This window comes from Candidatus Pelagibacter ubique HTCC1062, assembly GCF_000012345.1.
In the GTDB taxonomy this organism is placed as follows: domain Bacteria; phylum Pseudomonadota; class Alphaproteobacteria; order Pelagibacterales; family Pelagibacteraceae; genus Pelagibacter; species Pelagibacter ubiqueversans.
Map to the genome: position 1 here is coordinate 590,358 of NC_007205.1, position 19,234 is coordinate 609,591.

Annotated in this window: 17 protein-coding genes and 1 tRNA gene; 11 read left to right on the forward strand and 7 right to left on the reverse strand. The window is 30.7% G+C overall.

What is annotated here, in order from left to right; translation table 11 throughout:
• Window position 1: 1 nt before the first annotated feature.
• Both thiD and SAR11_RS03075 read left to right on the forward strand, forming a co-directional pair.
• Window positions 2-814 (forward strand): bifunctional hydroxymethylpyrimidine kinase/phosphomethylpyrimidine kinase, encoded by an 813-nt coding sequence (thiD, locus tag SAR11_RS03070; RefSeq protein WP_006997300.1) that lies wholly within the window; start codon window positions 2-4, stop codon window positions 812-814.
• Window positions 814-2,106 (forward strand): adenylosuccinate synthase, encoded by a 1,293-nt coding sequence (locus SAR11_RS03075; protein WP_011281807.1) that lies wholly within the window; start codon window positions 814-816, stop codon window positions 2,104-2,106. The genes thiD and SAR11_RS03075 overlap by 1 nt, the downstream gene beginning before the upstream one ends.
• Here SAR11_RS03075 and rpoH read toward each other — a convergent pair.
• Together rpoH and SAR11_RS03085 are read right to left on the reverse strand one after the other, a co-directional pair.
• Window positions 2,103-2,984: an RNA polymerase sigma factor RpoH gene (gene rpoH / locus SAR11_RS03080; RefSeq protein WP_011281808.1), complete on the reverse strand. Its 882-nt coding sequence runs from the start codon at window positions 2,982-2,984 to the stop codon at window positions 2,103-2,105. The genes SAR11_RS03075 and rpoH overlap by 4 nt on opposite strands.
• Window positions 2,985-3,038: 54 nt before the next feature.
• Complete coding sequence (locus SAR11_RS03085) at window positions 3,039-4,019, reverse strand: RluA family pseudouridine synthase (protein ID WP_011281809.1); 981 nt, start codon at window positions 4,017-4,019, stop codon at window positions 3,039-3,041.
• A 23-nt stretch (window positions 4,020-4,042) separates the two neighbouring features.
• Between SAR11_RS03085 and SAR11_RS03090 the strand changes: the two genes are divergently transcribed.
• Window positions 4,043-4,119, forward strand: a tRNA-Arg gene (locus SAR11_RS03090).
• Between the two features lie 16 nt (window positions 4,120-4,135).
• Here SAR11_RS03090 and SAR11_RS03095 read toward each other — a convergent pair.
• Window positions 4,136-5,068, reverse strand: a complete 933-nt coding sequence (locus tag SAR11_RS03095; RefSeq protein WP_011281810.1) for an L-threonylcarbamoyladenylate synthase — start codon at window positions 5,066-5,068, stop codon at window positions 4,136-4,138.
• Between the two features lie 20 nt (window positions 5,069-5,088).
• On the opposite strand from SAR11_RS03095, the gene SAR11_RS03100 reads away from it, so the two are divergent.
• From SAR11_RS03100 to dxs, 3 genes are read left to right on the forward strand one after another with little or no spacing between them, the layout of a single operon-like run.
• Window positions 5,089-5,334 (forward strand): hypothetical protein, encoded by a 246-nt coding sequence (locus SAR11_RS03100; protein WP_006997295.1) that lies wholly within the window; start codon window positions 5,089-5,091, stop codon window positions 5,332-5,334.
• Window positions 5,324-6,196, forward strand: a complete 873-nt coding sequence (locus tag SAR11_RS03105; RefSeq protein WP_011281811.1) for a polyprenyl synthetase family protein — start codon at window positions 5,324-5,326, stop codon at window positions 6,194-6,196. Before SAR11_RS03100 ends, SAR11_RS03105 begins: the two co-directional genes overlap by 11 nt.
• A complete protein-coding gene (gene dxs, locus SAR11_RS03110; protein WP_011281812.1) occupies window positions 6,196-8,109 on the forward strand; it encodes a 1-deoxy-D-xylulose-5-phosphate synthase in 1,914 nt (637 codons plus the stop codon). Before SAR11_RS03105 ends, dxs begins: the two co-directional genes overlap by 1 nt.
• 8 nt (window positions 8,110-8,117) lie before the next feature.
• Here the strand turns inward: dxs and aroC are convergent, their stop codons facing one another.
• The gene (aroC, locus tag SAR11_RS03115; protein WP_006997292.1) at window positions 8,118-9,200 is read right to left on the reverse strand and encodes a chorismate synthase; all 1,083 of its coding nucleotides are present in this window, start codon (window positions 9,198-9,200) and stop codon (window positions 8,118-8,120) included.
• A 33-nt stretch (window positions 9,201-9,233) separates the two neighbouring features.
• Here aroC and pdxH point away from each other — a divergent pair, with 33 nt between their 5' ends.
• A complete protein-coding gene (pdxH, locus tag SAR11_RS03120) occupies window positions 9,234-9,860 on the forward strand; it encodes a pyridoxamine 5'-phosphate oxidase (protein WP_006997291.1) in 627 nt (208 codons plus the stop codon).
• On the opposite strand, the gene SAR11_RS03125 is transcribed toward pdxH, so the two are convergent.
• Window positions 9,857-10,870: a polyprenyl synthetase family protein gene (locus tag SAR11_RS03125; RefSeq protein WP_006997290.1), complete on the reverse strand. Its 1,014-nt coding sequence runs from the start codon at window positions 10,868-10,870 to the stop codon at window positions 9,857-9,859. The genes pdxH and SAR11_RS03125 overlap by 4 nt on opposite strands.
• Before the next feature lie 112 nt (window positions 10,871-10,982).
• On the opposite strand from SAR11_RS03125, the gene SAR11_RS03130 reads away from it, so the two are divergent.
• From SAR11_RS03130 to ppdK, 4 genes are read left to right on the forward strand one after another with little or no spacing between them, the layout of a single operon-like run.
• Window positions 10,983-11,789, forward strand: coding sequence for a S49 family peptidase (locus tag SAR11_RS03130; RefSeq protein ID WP_006997289.1), 807 nt, complete (start codon window positions 10,983-10,985; stop codon window positions 11,787-11,789).
• The gene (locus SAR11_RS03135; protein ID WP_006997288.1) at window positions 11,779-12,663 is read left to right on the forward strand and encodes a glycine--tRNA ligase subunit alpha; all 885 of its coding nucleotides are present in this window, start codon (window positions 11,779-11,781) and stop codon (window positions 12,661-12,663) included. The genes SAR11_RS03130 and SAR11_RS03135 overlap by 11 nt, the downstream gene beginning before the upstream one ends.
• On the forward strand, window positions 12,663-14,732 hold the full coding sequence (glyS, locus tag SAR11_RS03140; RefSeq protein ID WP_006997287.1) for a glycine--tRNA ligase subunit beta: 2,070 nt from the start codon (window positions 12,663-12,665) through the stop codon (window positions 14,730-14,732). The genes SAR11_RS03135 and glyS overlap by 1 nt, the downstream gene beginning before the upstream one ends.
• Window positions 14,729-17,392 (forward strand): pyruvate, phosphate dikinase, encoded by a 2,664-nt coding sequence (gene ppdK, locus SAR11_RS03145; RefSeq protein WP_011281813.1) that lies wholly within the window; start codon window positions 14,729-14,731, stop codon window positions 17,390-17,392. The genes glyS and ppdK overlap by 4 nt, the downstream gene beginning before the upstream one ends.
• Here ppdK and nadC read toward each other — a convergent pair.
• Both nadC and nadA read right to left on the reverse strand, forming a co-directional pair.
• Entirely contained in the window at window positions 17,389-18,222 is an 834-nt protein-coding gene (gene nadC, locus SAR11_RS03150; RefSeq protein WP_011281814.1) for a carboxylating nicotinate-nucleotide diphosphorylase, read from the reverse strand. The genes ppdK and nadC overlap by 4 nt on opposite strands.
• A gap of 5 nt (window positions 18,223-18,227) precedes the next feature.
• Window positions 18,228-19,217: a quinolinate synthase NadA gene (gene nadA, locus SAR11_RS03155; RefSeq protein ID WP_011281815.1), complete on the reverse strand. Its 990-nt coding sequence runs from the start codon at window positions 19,215-19,217 to the stop codon at window positions 18,228-18,230.
• Window positions 19,218-19,234 lie beyond the last annotated feature (17 nt).

The window sequence follows — 19,234 nt, forward strand, 5'->3', positions numbered from 1 at the left end:
ATTGAAACCAAAATCTAAAATATTAGTTATTGCCGGATCAGATTCATCTGGTGGTGCTGGCATCCAAGCTGATATTAAAACTATCACAGCTTTAGGTTCGTATGCCATGACAGCAATAACAGCTGTCACAATCCAAAATACAACAGGTGTAAAATCAATAGTACCAATTGATCCTAAGGAAATTTCAAATCAAATAGAATTTACCTCAAAAGACATTAAACCTGATGCCATAAAAATTGGAATGTTGCATTCTACAAAAGTAATAAAATCAGTAATTCATTCATTAAATCTTATTAAAGTAAAAAAAATAATTTTAGATCCTGTTATGGTAGCTAAAGGTGGCGCAAAACTTATTGATGATAAGGCAATTCAGTTATTAAAAAATGAACTAATTAAAAAAGTTAGCCTAATTACTCCAAATATTCCAGAAGCGGAAATATTAACTAAAACTAAAATAAGAACAAAAGAAGATATGATTTTTGCTGCCAGCATACTAATAAAATTAGGAGCAAAAAATGTTTTTATAAAAGGTGGTCATTTAGAATCTAAAATCGTCCAAGATATTTTTGTAAACAAAAATGAAATTTTCATTATAAAAAATAAAAGAATTACAACCAGGAATACACATGGCACTGGTTGCACCCTTTCTTCTGCTATTTCTACATTCTTTTCATGTGGAAAAACCTTAAAGAGATCTTGTGAGCTTGCAACTAAGTATGTACACAATTCAATAAATTCAAACCTTAAATTCGGTAAAGGTCATGGGCCTATCAACCATTTAAGTTCAGTAACAATAGAAAAAAAATTTAGATAATGAAAAATGTTGTAGTTGTTGGATCTCAATGGGGTGATGAAGGAAAAGGTAAAATAGTCGACTGGCTATCAGACCAAGCAGATGTTGTTATTCGTTTTCAAGGAGGACACAATGCTGGACACACATTAGTAATTGATGGAACAACTTATAAATTAAGATTACTACCTTCTGGAATTGTAAGAAAAAATAAAATTTCTATTATAGGAAATGGAGTTGTTGTTGACCCGTGGGCACTATTAGAGGAAATAGAGGAAATTAAATCTAAGGGTGTTGAGGTTAATGTGGATAATTTTATAATTTCAGAATCTGCAAATCTTATTTTACCATTTCATAGAGAGATGGATGAAATAAGAGAAGATGCTGCTGGAAAAGGAAAAATTGGAACAACAAGAAGAGGAATTGGGCCAGCCTATGAAGATAAAGTGGGAAGAAGATCAATCCGTGTTATGGATCTAAGATCTGAGACTAATCTAGACCATAGATTGGAAACAGTGCTTCTTCATCATAATGCAATTAGAAAAGGGTTAGGTAAAAAAATTTTTGAAAAAGATAAACTTAAAGAAGAACTCTTAAAAATTGCTCCAGAAATATTAAAGTTTTCTCAACCTGTTTGGCTTAGAATTGATGAATTTAAGAAACAAAAAAAAAGAATATTATTTGAAGGTGCACAAGGAATACTACTAGATGTGGATCATGGAACCTACCCTTTTGTAACATCATCCAATACTGTTGCATCTGCGGCTGCAACAGGAACTGGTTGTGGTCCTAATTCTATTCATTATGTTCTTGGAATAACAAAAGCTTACACTACCAGAGTTGGTGAAGGACCTTTTCCAACTGAGTTAACAGATGATATTGGAGAATTGCTTGGTTCAAGAGGAAAAGAATTTGGGACGGTCACTAGTAGAAAAAGAAGGTGTGGTTGGTTTGATGGTGTTTTGGTTAGACAAACAATTAAAATTTCAGGCATAGACGGAATAGCATTAACTAAATTAGATGTTTTAGATGAATTAGATGAAATTAAGATGTGTGTCGAGTATGAGCTTGATGGCAAAAAAATGGATTACTTACCTGCTGCAGTTGAGGATCAGTTAAAAATTAAACCAATTTATAAAACTTTTCCTGGATGGAAAAGTTCCACACAAGGAATAAAGAATATTGAAAATTTACCAGAAAATGCAAAAAATTATATTTATGCATTAGAAGATTTTATTGGAACAAAAGTTTCAAGTATTTCAACAAGCCCTGAACGAGAAGATACTATTCTTTTAGAAAACCCCTTTGAGGTTTAGTTTACTGGAAGTAGATTTTTAGATTTAGCAGACAATAACATGTGTTTTTGAAGCTTCTCAAATGCTTTATTTTCAATTTGTCTAACTCTTTCTCTACTAATTTTGTATTTTTTACTTAAATCTTCAAGTGTTGTAGGTTCATCATTTAATCTTCTAGAGTATAAAATCTCTTTTTCTCTTTCATTAAGAATTTTTATAGAATCTTTAAGTAAGTTTTGTCTTTGACCCATTTCTTCTTGATGTGCAAATTTAAGATCATGATCAAGCTCTTTATCTACCAACCAGTCTTGCCACTCATCACCATCTTCTCCAACTTGTGCATTTAAAGAAAATTCTTTGCCAGATAGTCTTCTGTTCATTGAAATTACTTCATCTTTGTTGACATCTAACTTGTTTGCAATTTCAGTTACATGTTCAGGTCTTAAATCACCTTCAGATTGAGGAGCGATTTGATTTTTAATTTTCTTTAAATTGAAAAATAATTTTTTTTGAGCAGTTGTTGTTCCTATTTTTACTAAGCTCCAAGATCTTAGAATATATTCTTGTATAGAAGCTCTAATCCACCACATTGCATAAGTTGCTAATCTAAATCCTTTCTCAGGTTCAAATTTTTTAACAGCTTGCATTAGCCCAACATTTCCTTCTGAAATCATTTCATTTACTGGAAGACCGTATCCCCTGTAACCCATCGCAATTTTTGCAACGAGTCTTAGATGACTAGTAACAAGTTTTTCTGCAGCTTTAACATTTCCTGTTGCCTTCCAATTTTTTGCAAGCATATATTCTTCTTCTGCTGCCAGCATAGGAAATTTTTTAATTTGTTCCAGATAAGCTGATAAACCACCTTCATTAGAAAGTGCAGGAAGATTACTATTCATTGTAGTACTCATAAGTTGTATTTATTTAATTGACTATAGTATTATTTCAAGGTTTTATTTGCCAGTATTTCTAAGTAATACTAAAATATTTTCAAGTTCTTGTGGCAAAATTGAGGTAAAAACCATTTCCTCATTAGTTCTTGGGTGAATAAACCCCAATGTTTGAGCATGCAAAAATTGTCTATCTAATTTATAAATTAAATTTTCTAAATTAGTATCGATATTTTTAAGTTTTTTATATTTTTTTTTATATTTTCCATCACCCATAATACTATTACCCATATGTGTCATGTGAACTCTTATTTGATGTGTTCTTCCAGTTTCCAATCTGCATTCCACTAAGCTTAATGTAGGAGTTTTATCATTTTCAAAAATTTCAATTGTTTTGTAATTAGTGATTGCTCTTTTGCCTTTAGAATTGCTGACTTCCATCATCTGTCTATTTTTTGAGCTTCTAGTTATAAACGTATCAATTTTTCCAGAGGACGGTCTTAGTTTCCCCCAAATTAAAAGCTGATAAACTCTTGTAATTGTGTGCTCACTAAATTGATGTGATAAGTTTTCGTGTGTTTCATTATTTTTAGCAATAACTATTAATCCAGAAGTATCCTTGTCAATCCTATGAACTATGCCAGGTCTTAGTTCATCACCTATTGTGGATAACGAGTCCTTGTTATAATGCATTAAGGCGTTAACAATTGTTTCATCATAATTTCCTGCACCTGGATGCATGATTATACCTGCCGGCTTGTTGATTATTAGCAAATCATCATCTTCATAAACAATTTGTAACTTAAAATTATATGGTTTTAATGACGCTTCTTTAGGTTCTGGAATTTGAAGATTTATCTCATCTCCACTTAATACTTTTTTTGACGGACTATTAATAATTTGATCATTTATTTTTAATTTTTCTTTAAGAATTAAATTCTTAATTCTAGTTCTGCTAATTAAGTTTTCTCTTTTATTGATGAACACATCAAGCCTGAGATTATTTTCATCTTCACCAACTATTAAATTAATGTTTTTTTCCATAAAATGTAATATTAATACTATATGCGCTTGTAGCTCAACTGGATAGAGCGCCTGACTTCGGATCAGGAGGTTCTGGGTTCGACTCCTAGCAGGCGCACCATAACCAAACAAAATGTCTAATACTTTGATGCCCTCCGCAATCTATCATTTATAGTTTTACCAAGTCCTATATTAGGAATCTTTTCCACAGCAATCGATTTATAACCCTTATTTTTTATTTTTCTGAGACACGAATAAAGATTTTTTGCTGCTTCATCTAAATTACTTTTCGAAGTTAAATAAAAATAGCTTTTGAGTTTAGTTTTCTTTTTCTTAATTAAAATGAAAGCTTCGTTATTTTTGGGTTTTGTGACGTTCATTCTTAAAGGAATACCAGGAGAGTAATGTAGCCGTGATTGGCCGGGAGCTATTTTTTTCTTAGGATTGGTAGATATATTCATCTTAAAACCTAAAGCTTTTTGAATTTTTGAAATATCTAGACCTCCTAATCTTAGTATAGTTGGTTTAGCTGTAAGGTTAACTATTGTAGACTCTATTCCAATAGCGCAAGTACCTCCGTCTAAAATATATTTAATTTTATTACCGAATTCTTCTTTAACATCTTTTGCTTTAACAGCACTTACTTTAGTTGTAATATTAGCACTAGGTGCAGCCAATGGATAATCTAGCTGTTTTAGTAAATTTTTAAATATTGTGTGCTTTGGAAATCTTACTGCTAAACTTTTCTTATTATTAGTTACATATTTTGAAATCTTAGAGTTTTTTTTTAATTGTAATACGTATGTTATTGGGCCAGGGGAAAATTTTTTATAAAGTTTAATAAAATTATCATTTATTAAACAATCTTTTTTAAGAGAATCGATATCGTGATAATGTACAATTAGAGGGTTGTTTTTTGGTCTCTTTTTTAAATTATAAATCTTTTTTACCGCTGAATTCTTGTATGCGTTAGCTGCTAGACCATAAACGGTTTCAGTTGGTACGCCAATACAGTAATTTTTATCAAGGTATTTTTTTGCTTTTTTGATATTTGATTGATTAGATTTCATGTATTAATAATTATTATTATATGAAAGATAAAAATTTACCACTTGATAATAACACACTGTCTCTTGAGGAGTTAACAAAAGAGGCAAATAATATTATTGAATCTTTAGAGTCGGAGAAAGACTTGCAGAATTCAATTGATTCATACCAGCAATTATTAAAATTAAATAATATTATTGAAAAAAAATTCTATAAAACTTCAAAAATGATCAATGAAGAAACAAAAAAAAAAATTAACAATATAAATTCAAAAAAAAATGCAAAATAAACTTGCTAGAATAGCAAAAGATACAAACTTATTTTTAAAGCAATTTATTAAAGGACAAAAAAGAACAGAATTAATAGCTGCTATGGAATATGGGTTATTTCCAGGTGGAAAAAAAATTAGATCAAAAATTTTAATTGATATAGGAGCCATATTTAAAATTAATTATAAAACATTGATTTCTATTGGTGCTGCAGTTGAATGTATTCATGCTTATTCATTAATACATGATGATTTACCTTGCATGGATGATGATAAAATAAGAAGAGGAAAAATTTCTACACATATTAAATTTGGAGAATCAACAGCGGTACTAGCAGGAAACTCACTTTTAACAATGGCTTTTGAAATCTTGGTTAGCTCTAGCTTAAAGATAAATGAAAAAATAAAAGTAGATCTAGTAAAAAAACTCTCAGAGACTTCTGGACATCTAGGAATAGCTGGTGGCCAATATTTAGATCTTAGTTTTGAAAAAAAAAAAGTTTCTAAAAGTAAAATTATAGACATGGAAATAAAAAAAACAGGCAAGCTCTTTAGCTTTTGTTGTGCTGTCCCAGTTATTATTAAGAGAAAAAGTAATACACAAATAAAGTTTTTTGAAAATATAGGTTCAAATATTGGACTTTTATTTCAAATTGCTGACGATTTAATAGACTTTAAGGGCTCTACAGTTATTGCTGGTAAGTTAACCGGTAAAGACAAGAAAAAAGGTAAAGCCACTTTAATCAGTTTACTAGGATATCAAAATGCTATTAAATATGCTGATAAAATTAAGTCTAAAATAATTAAAGATTTAAATAAATATAGTTCAAACACTAACAGTTTAAATGAAACCCTAGACTACATTTTAAAAAGAAATAAATAATGCAAAACTATAAATTTCTCAAAGATATTAATTTTCCTTCTGACTTAAGAAAATTATCAGAGAACGATCTTCAAGAAGTTTCTAACGAAGTTAGAAAAGAGATGATTGATGCAGTATCTGAAACAGGAGGACACTTAGGTGCAGGTCTTGGGGTTGTTGAGCTAACCGTAGCTTTACATTACGTATTTGATACTCCAAATGACAGACTAATTTGGGATGTGGGTCATCAAACTTATCCACATAAAATTTTGACTGGAAGAAAATCAAAAATTAAAACATTGAGACAAGGCAATGGATTGTCTGGTTTTACAAAAAGATCTGAAAGTGAGTATGATCCATTTGGTGCAGCACATAGCTCAACATCAATATCATCAGCTCTAGGCATGGCGGAAGCAAATAAGTTATCAAATAAATTAAATAATATAATTGCAGTCATAGGAGATGGTGCAATTAGTGCGGGGATGGCATATGAGGCAATGAATAACGCAGGTGCTTCAAAAACTAAAATGATTGTTATTTTAAATGATAACGATATGTCGATTGCAAAACCAGTAGGTGCTATGAGAACTTATTTAGCTAAACTTTTAACAGGAAAAATTTATTTTAGTTTAAGGGAAACTTTTAAATTAATAGTTTCTGCTTTTTCTAAAAGATTTAGTGTGAAAGCTGGAAAAGCTGAGGATTTTTTAAGATCAGCTGTAACTGGGGGTACTCTTTTTAATTCTTTAGGTTTTTATTATGTTGGTCCAATAGATGGACATGATTTGTCTACACTCATACCGATTTTAAAAAATGCAAGAGACTCAAAGCATCAAGGTCCAATTATGATTCATATAAAAACTCAAAAAGGTAAAGGATATTCTTATGCTGAAAAAGCTAGTGATCATTATCACGGTGTTTCAAAATTTAATGTTGTAACTGGCGAACAGGTAAAAAGTGGAACAAATCTTCCAGCTTATACAAAGGTTTTTGCAAACACTTTAGTGAAACATGCAGAAAGAGACAGTAAGGTTGTAGGAGTTACTGCTGCTATGCCAGGTGGAACGGGTATGGATATTTTTGCCAAAGATTTTCCAAAAAGAATGTTTGATGTTGGAATTGCTGAGCAGCATGCTGTTACTTTTGCAGCAGGGTTAGCCACTGAAGGCTATAAGCCATATGTTGCAATCTATTCGACTTTTTTACAAAGAGCTTATGATCAAGTGGTTCATGATGTGGCTATTCAAAGTTTACCTGTGAGATTTATTATAGATAGAGCAGGTTTAGTAGGTGCTGATGGATCAACTCATGCTGGCTCATTCGATATTACTTATCTTTCTACTCTTCCTAATTTTATAGTAATGGCACCAAGTGATGAAGCAGAATTAGTTAAAATGACAAATACATCGATGACAATCAATAACAAACCTTGTGCTATTAGATACCCAAGAGGAAATGGTATAGGAGTGGAATTACCATCAATAGATGAGAACATAGAGATTGGAAAAGGAAGAGTTATTCAAGAAGGGAAACAAGTTTGTATTTTAAGTATAGGAACTAGATTGGAAGAATGTAAAATTGCAGCAGCAGAATTAAAAAATAAAGGAATTGAGTCAACGATAGTTGACGCTCGTTTTGCTAAACCCTTGGACCAAGAACTTATTTTAAAGTGTGCGCGAGAACATGAGGCTATGATTACTGTAGAAGAAGGATCTATTGGAGGTTTTGGCTCTCACGTGGAAAATTTATTATCAGAAAAAGGTATATTTGATAAAGGTTTAAAATTTAGAACCATGATATTGCCTGATATTTTCATCGAACAAGATAGTCCAAAAAAAATGTATGATGTTGCTGGTCTTAACGCATCTCAAATATCAAAAAAAATACTAGACATCTTATTTACAAAAGAGTCGATAAAAGTAGTTAAAAATTAAATTTAAAATTAGCTACACTGAGCTTTGTTCATTAAGTAATGGTCTAACAAAACACAATTCATCATTGCTTCCCCTACAGGAACTGCACGAATACCAACACAAGGATCATGCCGACCTTTAACTGAAATAGTAGTATTTTTTCCAAACTTATTTATAGTTTTTCTAGTTGTTAAAATCGATGATGTTGGCTTAACAGCAAATGAAACAACAATTTCTTGTCCTGTTGAAATACCACCAAGAATTCCACCTGCATTATTAGAATCAAATTTTAATTTTTTACCTTTTTGTGAAATTTCATCTGAGTTTTGTTCTCCACTTAATTGTGCAGAATTCATTCCAGATCCAATATTAACACCTTTAACAGCATTAATACTCATCATTGCAGAGGCAATATCCATATCTAATTTAGAATAAATTGGAGCACCTAAACCAACAGGAATTCCTCTGGCTCTTACTTCAATAACTGCTCCACAAGATGATCCAGACTTTCTTATATCTAACAAATATTTTTCCCAAAGTTTCAGCATATTCTTATCAGGACAAAAAAAGGGATTTTTGTTAATTGTTAGGTCGTTCCATTTTCTAGTATCACATCCCAATATTCCTAATTGAGTAACAGCCCCTACAACTTTAAATTTTTTACCTAATTTATTCTCTAAAACTTTTTTAGCAATTGCACCCGCAGCAACTCTTGCAGCTGTTTCTCTTGCAGAGGATCTTCCACCGCCACGGTAATCTCTTATTCCATATTTCTTAAAGTACGTAAAATCAGCGTGTCCAGGTCTGAATTTATCTTTGATATCTCCATAATCTTTTGACCTCATATCTTGATTGTAAATAATTAAAGAAATAGGTGTTCCAGTCGTTTTGCCCTCAAATACACCTGATAAAATTTGTACTTTATCATCTTCTTTTCTCTGTGTTGTAAATTTTGATTGTCCTGGTTTTCTTTTATCTAGCTCAACTTGAATATCTTGCTCTTTTAAGTTTATATTTGGTGGACAACCATCAACGACACAACCTAATGCTGGGCCATGAGATTCTCCCCATGTTGTGAAACGAAATTGCTTTCCAAAAGTATTAAATGACATTATCTATAGTATATAGATTATTTTGTTAAAATTATGAATCAAAAAAACTCATTAGGCCTTAATAAATGCTTTTTAGATAAAATTGATCCAATAGATTTATTTGAAGTTTGGATGAATGAAGCAAAAAAAACAGAGTTAAATGATCCAAATGCACTAGCTTTAGCCACATCAGATCAAAATAATTTTCCATCAATTAGAATGGTCTTATTAAAAGATTTTAACAAAGATGGATTTGTTTTTTATACCAATCTAAATAGTCAGAAGGGAAATGAATTAAAAAATAACCCAAAAGCATCCATGTGTTTTCATTGGAAAAGCCTTCTAAGACAAGTAAGAATTAATGGAATGGTGCAAAAAGTTTCTAATAAAGTGGCAGATGAATATTATAGCAGTAGAGGTTATGAGAGTAGAATTGGTGCATGGGCCTCAAAACAAAGCACTGTAATAAATAATAGAGATGAACTTTTAAACTCAATAGAAGAATATAAAAAAAAATATAGTAATAAAAATGATGTACCAAGACCAGAGCATTGGTCAGGTTGGAATTTGATACCCACAAGTATAGAATTTTGGTTAGATGGAGAGAGCAGAATTCATGAAAGACTTAAATATACTAAAGATACCGAGGGAAACTGGGTTAAATCTTTATTAAGCCCCTAAAAGGTTCTTTGCAGACTAAATGATGTAAGACTCTCTAAAATCTTTTTTTCATCACTATCCTTAAATACAGTTAAAGAATTTGATGCAAGGTTAATAAAATGTTCAGCTTTTTTGTAGCATTCATTTATTATGTTGTATTTCTTAATAAGCTCTAAGGTTAAATTTAAATCTTCATTTGATCTTGTTTCTTGTTTAAAAATATTTTTTAACTTATCTTTTTCTATTGATGATACATTCTGAAATAATAAAATAACAGGTAAAGTAATTTTACCCTCAAGAAAATCTTTACCAATTTTTTTACCAAAAAATTTTAGATCAGAATTGTAATCTAATGTGTCATCAGCAATTTGAAATGTTAAGCCTAAGTTTTTTCCATAAAACTCTAGTGCCTCTTTTTCTTTTGTTTCTTTATTAGATAAAATTGCACCAACCTTAGTTGCTGCAGAAAAAAGTTCAGCTGTTTTTGCTGTAATAATCTTAAAATATGTTTCCTCCAACATGTCTACTTCACCTTTGTGTTGTAGTTGTAATACCTCTCCTTGAGCGATCTTTGACGAAGTTGAGGATAAAAGTTTTAAAACTTCTATATTACCATCATCGACCATCATTTCAAAACATCTACTTAAAAGATAGTCACCAATTAATACAGAAGAGTGATTTCCCCAAATTGAATTTAATGTTTTTTTACCTCTTCTAATATTTCCAAGATCAATGACATCATCATGCATTAAAGTGGCCCCATGTATCATTTCTACACATGCTGCTAAATTAATATCTCGACCTCCTTTAGTGTAGCCACATAACTTAGCTGACCCAAGTGTTAGTAGGGCTCTTAATCTTTTTCCACCAGTGTCGATATGATATTCAGTCATTTTTTGAACGAGGTCTACATCACTCAAGAGTTTTGATTTAATCTTTTCTTCAACTAAAACTAATTTTTCATCAACAGAATCTTTTAGCTGATAATATGAATTATTTATTTGGTTTCTAAGTTGAACTACAGTTCCCATAAAAAATAAGTTAGTATAATTAAGTTATATTTATTACTTATCAATTGACGCACCTTAATCTTCAACTATAAGTAGGCTTTATATTAAATCAAAAATTCTATAAGGATTAACAATGTTCTCTTTTTTTAAAAAGAAAAAAATAATAGCTCATATCAAGCTAAATGGTGTAATTGGCAATGCTGGAAAGTTTAAACAGGGCATAGATTTTGCAGGACAAGAAGAGATTATAGAAAAGGCTTTTTCACTAAAAAAAGCAAAAGCAGTGGCAATTACTATAAATTCACCGGGTGGATCGCCAGTCCAATCACATTTAATCTACAAATTTATTAGAGCTCAAGCTAAGAAAAACAAAATAAAAGTAATAGTGTTCGCGGAAGATGTTGCAGCTTCTGGTGGATACTTAATAGCTTGTGCAGGAGATGAGATATATGCAAATTCAAGTTCAATTATTGGATCAATAGGGGTTATTTATTCATCATTTGGATTTACAGAACTAATTAAAAAAATTGGTGTAGAAAGAAGAGTTCATACAGCTGGAAAAAATAAAAGCTCATTAGATCCCTTTCAAGAAGAGAAGTCAGAAGATATTGAGAGACTTAAGAATATCCAACTAGATCTGCATAAAGATTTTATTAAAGTTGTAGAAGAAAGCAGAGGATCTAAACTTAAAAAGGATGGGATTGAATTGTTCTCAGGAGAGTTTTGGGCGGGTAGTAAATCAAAAGAGCTAGGCCTAATTGATGGACTTGGTAATGCTAATGAAATTTTAAAAGAAAAATTTGGTGAAGATGTGATTATCAAAAAATTTGAAAAATCTAAGGGTTGGTTAAGTAAGAAATTATCTTCATCTAGCAATCAAATAGATCAACTAGCAAATATTTTAGAGGAAAGATCTATCTGGCAAAGATATGGCTTCTAAGGAAAAAATTATAAAACCTAAATTTCAATCGTTTCAAGATACTATTTTGAATCTTCAAAAATATTGGAGCAAACAGGGATGTATTCTTCTACAGCCATATGACATAGAAGTTGGTGCAGGAACCTTTCATCCTGCTACAACCTTAAGATCATTAGGACCTAAGCCATGGAAAGCAGCTTATGTTCAGCCATCAAGAAGACCCACTGATGGAAGATATGGAGAAAACCCAAATAGATTACAGCATTATTATCAATTCCAAGTTTTAATAAAACCTTCACCAGATAATATCAAAAAACTTTATTTAAATAGTTTGGCAGTAATCGGTATTAATCATAAAGAACATGATATTAGATTTGTTGAAGATGATTGGGAAAGTCCAACTTTAGGTGCGGCAGGTTTAGGATGGGAAGTTTGGTGTGATGGAATGGAAATTACTCAATTTACATACTTTCAACAAATGGCTGGATTTGAATGTAAACCTGTTTCAGTTGAAATAACATATGGTCTTGAAAGAATTTGCATGTTTACTCAACAAATGAAAAATGTTTATGATCTAATATGGAATGATGAAGGTGTAAAATATGGGGATGTGTTTCTTCAAGCTGAAAAAGAGTTTTCAGCATATAATTTTGAACATGCCAATACAGAAAATCTATTCAAAATGTTTGATATGTTTGAGCTTGAAGCAAAAGCATTGGTAGATAAAAAAATTTCATTACCTGCATATGATCAATGTCTAAAAGCAAGCCATGCATTTAATATTTTAGATGCAAGAGGAGTTATAAGTGTTGCTCAAAGAGCGGGTTATATAGGGCGTATTAGAGACATTACAAAAGCAGTTGCCGAAAGTTGGTTAAGCAGTCAAACAGATTAATGTCAGATTTTTTTATAGAGTTGTTTAGTGAGGAAATACCAGCTGGTTTGCAGAGTAACTCACGTAATGTTTTATTAGAAAATTTTCAAAATTTATTTGAGGAAAAAAAAATTCTGTTCAAAAAAAGTTCTTCATTTTCAACACCAAATCGTCTTATAATTTTATTTGAAGGCCTATCTAAAGAAATAATACAAAAAGCTGAAGAAATAAAAGGACCAAATGTTAAAGCTCCAGAAAAAGCTATTGAGGGGTTTTTAAGGTCAAATCAAATAGAAAAAAAAGATCTTCTTAAAAAAACATTGGAAAAAGGAGAATTTTATTTTTTCAAGAAAGCATCAAGTAAAATTAATACCATAGATTTACTTCAAGAATATACACCTATAATCCTTGATAAATTACAATGGAAAAAATCTATGACATGGGGAAACTATAACCTTAGTTGGGCGAGACCATTAAAATCTATCCTAGCAGTTTTTGATGATAAAAGTTTAAATTTTAAATTTCATCATTTAATAGCCTCTAACTCAACATTTATTGACAAAGAGTTTGAAGATAAAAAAAAAATATTTAAAAATTTTAAAAGTTATAAAGATTTCTTTAGTCAGTCTGGCATAATTATAGATCACGTATTGAGAAAAGAATTTATTGTTAAAGAAATTGAAAAAATATCTAGAAAAAACAATTTCATTGTCGAGCCTAATAATAAACTTTTAGATGAAGTTACAGATATTGTTGAGCAACCAAATATTTTAGTGTGCAAGTTTGATCAGAAATTTTTGAATATTCCAAAAGAAATTTTGATTATTACAATGCAATACCATCAAAAATATTTTCCAACATTTGATAAAAAAGGAAAAATTACCAATGAATTTTTAGTTGTGGCAAATAACAATGATGAAAAAGGTTATATTAAGATGGGTAATGAAAGGGTTGTAGAAGCAAGATTAAGCGATGCTCAATTTTTTTGGGAAAAAAATAAATCTCAAAATTTAGTTAAACAAGTTTCAAAATTAAAAAATATGAATTATTTTAAAGGTCTTGGGTCTTATTTTGACAAAATTCAAAGAATGAGAAAACTTGGAGGAATAATTTCTGATGAATTATTAATTAGCAAAGATCAAGTTGAACTATCAGCATCGATTTGCAAAGTTGATTTAGTTTCTGATATTGTTGGTGAATTTCCTGAGCTTCAGGGAATTATGGGTGGACATTTTGCTGAAGTGCAAGGTTTTGATAAAGAGATAGCGCTAGCAATAAGTGAGCATTATCAACCAGTAGGTCTTGATAGCAAAACTCCAAAGAAACCATTTAGTATTGCTTTAGCTTTAACTGACAAAATTGATACCTTAGTAGGTTTTTTTGGAATTAACCAAAAACCAACTAGCTCAAAAGATCCTTACGCGCTTAGAAGGTCTGCACTTGGTGTAATAAAGCTATTAATTGATAATAATAAAGAGTTTAAGATTAAAGATCTTATTAGTTATTCCACTTCACTACATAAAGACCAAGGGTTTATTTTTTCAAACGACTCATCTCAAAAAGAATTATCCGATTTTTTAATGGACAGATTAAAATACTACATGAAAGAGAAAAAGATTAGATCAGAAATAATAGAAGCCAGTATAAAAGCACATGGATTAGACCATATGAACAAAATATATAAAAAAGCTTCAACACTTAATGGGCTAATTAGCAAAGTCATAGGAGAGGACATTATTACAAGCTACAAAAGAGCTTACAGTATACTTGAAAGTGAGTTAAAAAATACAGATCTTGAACTATCAAATACAACTGACCCTGGTATTTTTAAAAATGACTATGAAAAAAACCTATTTAAAAAAATTAATGAAATACGAAAATATTTTACAAATATTGGCAAAGATGAAAACTACCGAGAAACACTTGAAATTCTTGCTGGTGCTAAAAAAGCAACTTCAGAGTTTTTTGACAATGTTAAGGTCAATGATGATGATAAAAATATTAAAAAAAACAGATTGGAACTTTTACAAATGTTATGTAGAACATTTGATAATTACATAAATTTTTCAAATATAGATATCAAACAGTGAATAAGCTAATTTTAAACTTTAAATCAAAAGACTCAAAAAAAATTAAAAATCCTAAAAATTTTTTAGGTGGAAAAGGGGCAAACCTTTCTGAAATGGGCAGAATGGGACTGCCAGTTCCTCCTGGATTTACAATTTCAACAAAAGTTTGTGAATTATTTTATAAAGATAAAAAAAAATTAAATTCAAAAATTGTTAATATTATAAAAAAGGAATTAAAAATTATCGAAAAAGAAGTAGGGAAAAAATTTGGTGATTTAAAAAATCCTTTATTATTATCTGTTAGATCTGGTGCAAGAGTTTCAATGCCTGGCATGATGGACACAATTTTAAATTTAGGATTAAATGATAAGACCGTTCTTGCACTATCAAAAAAAACTTCTAATAGCAGATTTGCAAAAGATAGTTATCGAAGATTTATTCAGATGTATGGCAATGTTGTTATGGGTGTTGAGGGCTATCACTTTGAAGAATTAATTGAAAATTACAAATTAACCAAAGGTGTTCTTTTAGATACAGATCTTGATGCAGATGATTGGGAGGGATTAATTAATGATTTTAAAAAAGTTATTAAAGATCAAACCAAAAAAGAATTTCCCCAGAACGTATATAATCAATTATTGGGAGCTATTAGTTCGGTATTTCTATCTTGGGAAAGTAACAGAGCAAAAGTTTATAGAAAACTAAACCAAATTCCTGCTGAATGGGGAACTGCAGTTAACGTTCAATCAATGGTATTTGGCAATATGGGTAATGATTGTGCAACTGGTGTTGTCTTTACAAGAAATCCATCAGATGGGGTTAATGAAGTGTATGGTGAATACTTAATTAATGCTCAAGGAGAAGATGTGGTGGCAGGCACAAGAACTCCTCAGTATATAACCAAAAAAGCAAGAAAAGATGCAAAAGCAAAAGAAGCTTCGATGGAAGAAGCTATGCCAAAAGTATTTAAACAATTAGATAAGATTTTAAAAATTTTAGAAAAACACTACAAAGATATGCAAGACGTAGAATTTACAGTTGAAAATAATAAATTGTGGATGCTACAAACAAGATCAGGAAAAAGAACTTCAAAGTCAGCTGTTAGAATTGCAGTTGATATGGTTAAAGAAAAATTGATTTCTAAAAAAGAAGCAGTAATGAGAATAGATCCAGCTTCTTTAGACACATTGTTACACCCTACATTAGATGAAAAAAACACACTAAACGTTATAGCAAACGGTTTGCCAGCATCTCCAGGTGCTGCAAGCGGTAAGGTTGTTTTTACATCAGAGGAAGCAGAAAGATTAAACAATGTTATGCAGGATACTATTTTAGTACGTGTAGAAACTTCACCTGAAGATATTCATGGAATGCACGCTGCAAAAGGAATTTTAACAGCAAGGGGTGGGATGACTAGTCATGCTGCAGTGGTTGCAAGAGGAATGGGAAGACCATGTGTTTCAGGTTCTAGTGAGATTGATATTAACTATGAGGCGAAAACCTTTAAAACTTCTTCTATTGAAATTAAAGAGGGAGACATTATTACAATTGATGGTTCAACAGGAAGAATTATCCTAGGAGAAGTGCCAACGGTTAAACCAGAAATTTCAGGAGACTTTTCTAAATTAATGAGCTGGGCAGATAATTTTAGAAAACTAAAAGTGAGAACGAATTCAGAAACACCATTAGATACAAAAACTGCAAGAGACTTTGGAGCAGAAGGCATAGGACTTTGTAGAACCGAACATATGTTTTTTGATGAAGAGAGAATTTTATCTGTTAGAGAAATGATTTTATCAAAAACAGTAGAAGATAGAAACAGGGCGCTAGCAAAACTTTTACCACATCAAAAAAAAGATTTTGTACAAATATTCAAAATTATGAATGGTCTTCCTGTCACAGTGAGACTGTTAGATCCACCATTACACGAGTTTCTTCCAAAAACAGAAAAAGAAATTAATGATGTAGCAAAAGTAGTGGGGTTACCATTAAAAGAAATTGAGTCTCGAATTAACGAGTTACATGAACAAAACCCGATGCTTGGTCATAGAGGGTGTCGATTGGGAATTTCTTTTCCAGAAATTTATGAAATGCAATGTAGAGCAATCTTTGAGGCTTTATCTGAACTTAAGATAAAAAAAATTAAGTCGGCATTTCCAGAAATTATGATCCCTTTAGTATCAACTGAAGCTGAGATTAGAATAATGAAAGATTTAGTAGTCAGGGTTGCAAAAGAAGTTCAAAAGGATAAAAAAATTAAAATAGATTATTTAGTTGGTACAATGATTGAATTACCAAGAGCAGCAATTAAAGCTGATGATATAGCTAAACACGCTGAGTTCTTTAGTTTTGGAACTAATGACTTAACTCAAACAACATTTGGCTTAAGTAGAGACGATAGCGGTAAATTTTTAAATGATTATCTTGAGAATAAGATTTTTTCTATAGATCCATTTATCTCTATAGATGACGGAGTAGGTGATTTAATAGAAATTGCAGTTGAAAAAGGAAGAAAAACAAATAAAAAAATTAAACTTGGAATTTGTGGAGAACATGGTGGAGACCCTAAAAGTATTCACTTTTGTGCTAATGCTGGTTTGGATTATGTTTCTTGCTCACCATATAGAGTTCCAGTAGCAAGATTAGCTGCTGCACAAGCTGAACTTTCTAAAAAAAATTAGATTTCAAATTTAAAATCTATAGCTGGTACACTATGAGTGATACTTCCAATTGAAACTCTATCGACACCCGTTGCTGCAATTTTTTTAATAGATTTCAAATTAACATTTCCAGAAGCTTCTGTTTCATAATGTTTTTTAGCCATTTTAACACCTGCCTTAAGTGTTTTATTGTTCATATTATCGAACAAAACAGTATTAAATTTTAAACCCATTATTTTTTTAAGTTGATTTAAATTATCAACTTCTACTGTAATTTTTCTTCCTTTTTTGTTTTTGATTGCAAGAGATACTAAAGTTTTAATATCAGAACTTGCAATATGATTGTCTTTAATAAGAAATTCATCACTTAAATTAAACCTATGGTTTGTACCACCACCTAACGTAACAGCATATTTTTGTATTACTCTTAAGGTTGGAATTGTTTTTCTAGTACAGCAAATTTTAGTTTTTTTATTAGCTAATTTAACAAATTGATTGGTCTTAGTAGCAATTCCAGAGATATGACTTAAAAAATTTAAAGCAACCCTCTCACCAATTAAAATATTTTCAGCCCTACCTTCAATTGTTGCTACTACGTCGTTCTTTTTGACTATTGAACCTTCTTCTTTTTTAATAATAAATTTAATTTTATTATCAATTAATTTGAAGGTTTGTTTAACAAACTCTAAGCCAGCAATTACAGCTTGTTGGTTTGAAATTAATTTGATTTTTATAACTTTACTATTCTTAACTAAACTTGAAGTAATATCTCCATTTGGATAAAGATCCTCATTTAATGCAAGCTTAACTTTATTCTTGATATAATAGTTGCTTAATTTAATTTTAGGCACATTTATTATCTGCCAATAGCAGTCATTCTTTCAACGGGTATTCTTGCCTTGTTGATAGTTTCATTATCCATAATTATCTCACCAGTTTCATTTTCTAAACAGGCCAAAATTTTTGGTAGAGTAATTCTTTTCATATGAGGACATAGATTGCATGGTTTAATAAATTCAACATTAGGATTTTCTACCTGAATATTGTCACTCATAGAACATTCTGTAACCATCATTACCTTTTTAGGTTGATTGTCCTCTACATATTTGATCATTCCTGAAGTTGAACCAGCAAAGTCACTTGCTTTAATTACATCGGGTGGACATTCAGGATGTGCAATAATCTTTATTCCTGGATTATTTTTTCTTATATCGTGGATTTCTTTTTCGTTAAATTGGTCATGAACAATGCAAATTCCTTTCCAAGCAATAATTTCAACATCTGTCTGAGAAGCTACATATTTAGCTAAATAATCATCAGGTAGAAATATAACTTTTTTAACACCAAGAGAATTAACAATCTTAACGGCATTAGCTGATGTACAGCAAATGTCAGTTTCAGCTTTAACATCTGCCGAAGTATTTACATAGGAAACAACAGGTACCCCTGGATATTTTTCTTTTAATAATCTTACATCCTTACCTGTAATAGAGGATGACAAGGAGCATCCTGCAAGCATATCGGGTAACAAAACTTTTTTTTGTGGACTCATTAGCTTTGCTGTCTCTGCCATAAAGTGTACACCAGCCATTACAATAATATCTGCTGAAGTTTTTGAAGCTTCAATTGCAAGAGCTAACGAGTCTGCTGCAAAATCTGCTACACCGTGATAAATTTCTGGTGTTTGATAATTATGCGCAAGAATAACCGCATTTTTTTCTTTTTTTAATTGATTAATTCTATGGATATAGGGAGCATGAACTGACCATTCAATCTCAGGTAAAACCTTTGAGATTTTTTGATAAATTGGATCGGTTGCTTTTTTTACTTCTTCAGTAAACTCCATACTAAAACCTATCAATT

Bases quoted from the DNA above. Each gene is read 5' to 3' on its own strand.
- pdxH (WP_006997291.1), top strand. From the start codon at position 9,234: ATGAATCAAAAAAACTCATTAGGCCTTAATAAATGCTTTTTAGATAAA.
- aroC (WP_006997292.1), bottom strand. From the start codon at position 9,200: ATGTCATTTAATACTTTTGGAAAGCAATTTCGTTTCACAACATGGGGA.
- nadA (WP_011281815.1), bottom strand. From the start codon at position 19,217: ATGGAGTTTACTGAAGAAGTAAAAAAAGCAACCGATCCAATTTATCAA.
- SAR11_RS03085 (WP_011281809.1), bottom strand. From the start codon at position 4,019: ATGGAAAAAAACATTAATTTAATAGTTGGTGAAGATGAAAATAATCTC.
- dxs (WP_011281812.1), top strand. From the start codon at position 6,196: ATGCAAAACTATAAATTTCTCAAAGATATTAATTTTCCTTCTGACTTA.
- SAR11_RS03125 (WP_006997290.1), bottom strand. From the start codon at position 10,870: ATGGGAACTGTAGTTCAACTTAGAAACCAAATAAATAATTCATATTAT.
- SAR11_RS03095 (WP_011281810.1), bottom strand. From the start codon at position 5,068: ATGAAATCTAATCAATCAAATATCAAAAAAGCAAAAAAATACCTTGAT.
- SAR11_RS03135 (WP_006997288.1), top strand. From the start codon at position 11,779: ATGGCTTCTAAGGAAAAAATTATAAAACCTAAATTTCAATCGTTTCAA.
- rpoH (WP_011281808.1), bottom strand. From the start codon at position 2,984: ATGAATAGTAATCTTCCTGCACTTTCTAATGAAGGTGGTTTATCAGCT.
- SAR11_RS03130 (WP_006997289.1), top strand. From the start codon at position 10,983: ATGTTCTCTTTTTTTAAAAAGAAAAAAATAATAGCTCATATCAAGCTA.
- glyS (WP_006997287.1), top strand. From the start codon at position 12,663: ATGTCAGATTTTTTTATAGAGTTGTTTAGTGAGGAAATACCAGCTGGT.
- SAR11_RS03105 (WP_011281811.1), top strand. From the start codon at position 5,324: ATGCAAAATAAACTTGCTAGAATAGCAAAAGATACAAACTTATTTTTA.
- SAR11_RS03075 (WP_011281807.1), top strand. From the start codon at position 814: ATGAAAAATGTTGTAGTTGTTGGATCTCAATGGGGTGATGAAGGAAAA.
- SAR11_RS03100 (WP_006997295.1), top strand. From the start codon at position 5,089: ATGAAAGATAAAAATTTACCACTTGATAATAACACACTGTCTCTTGAG.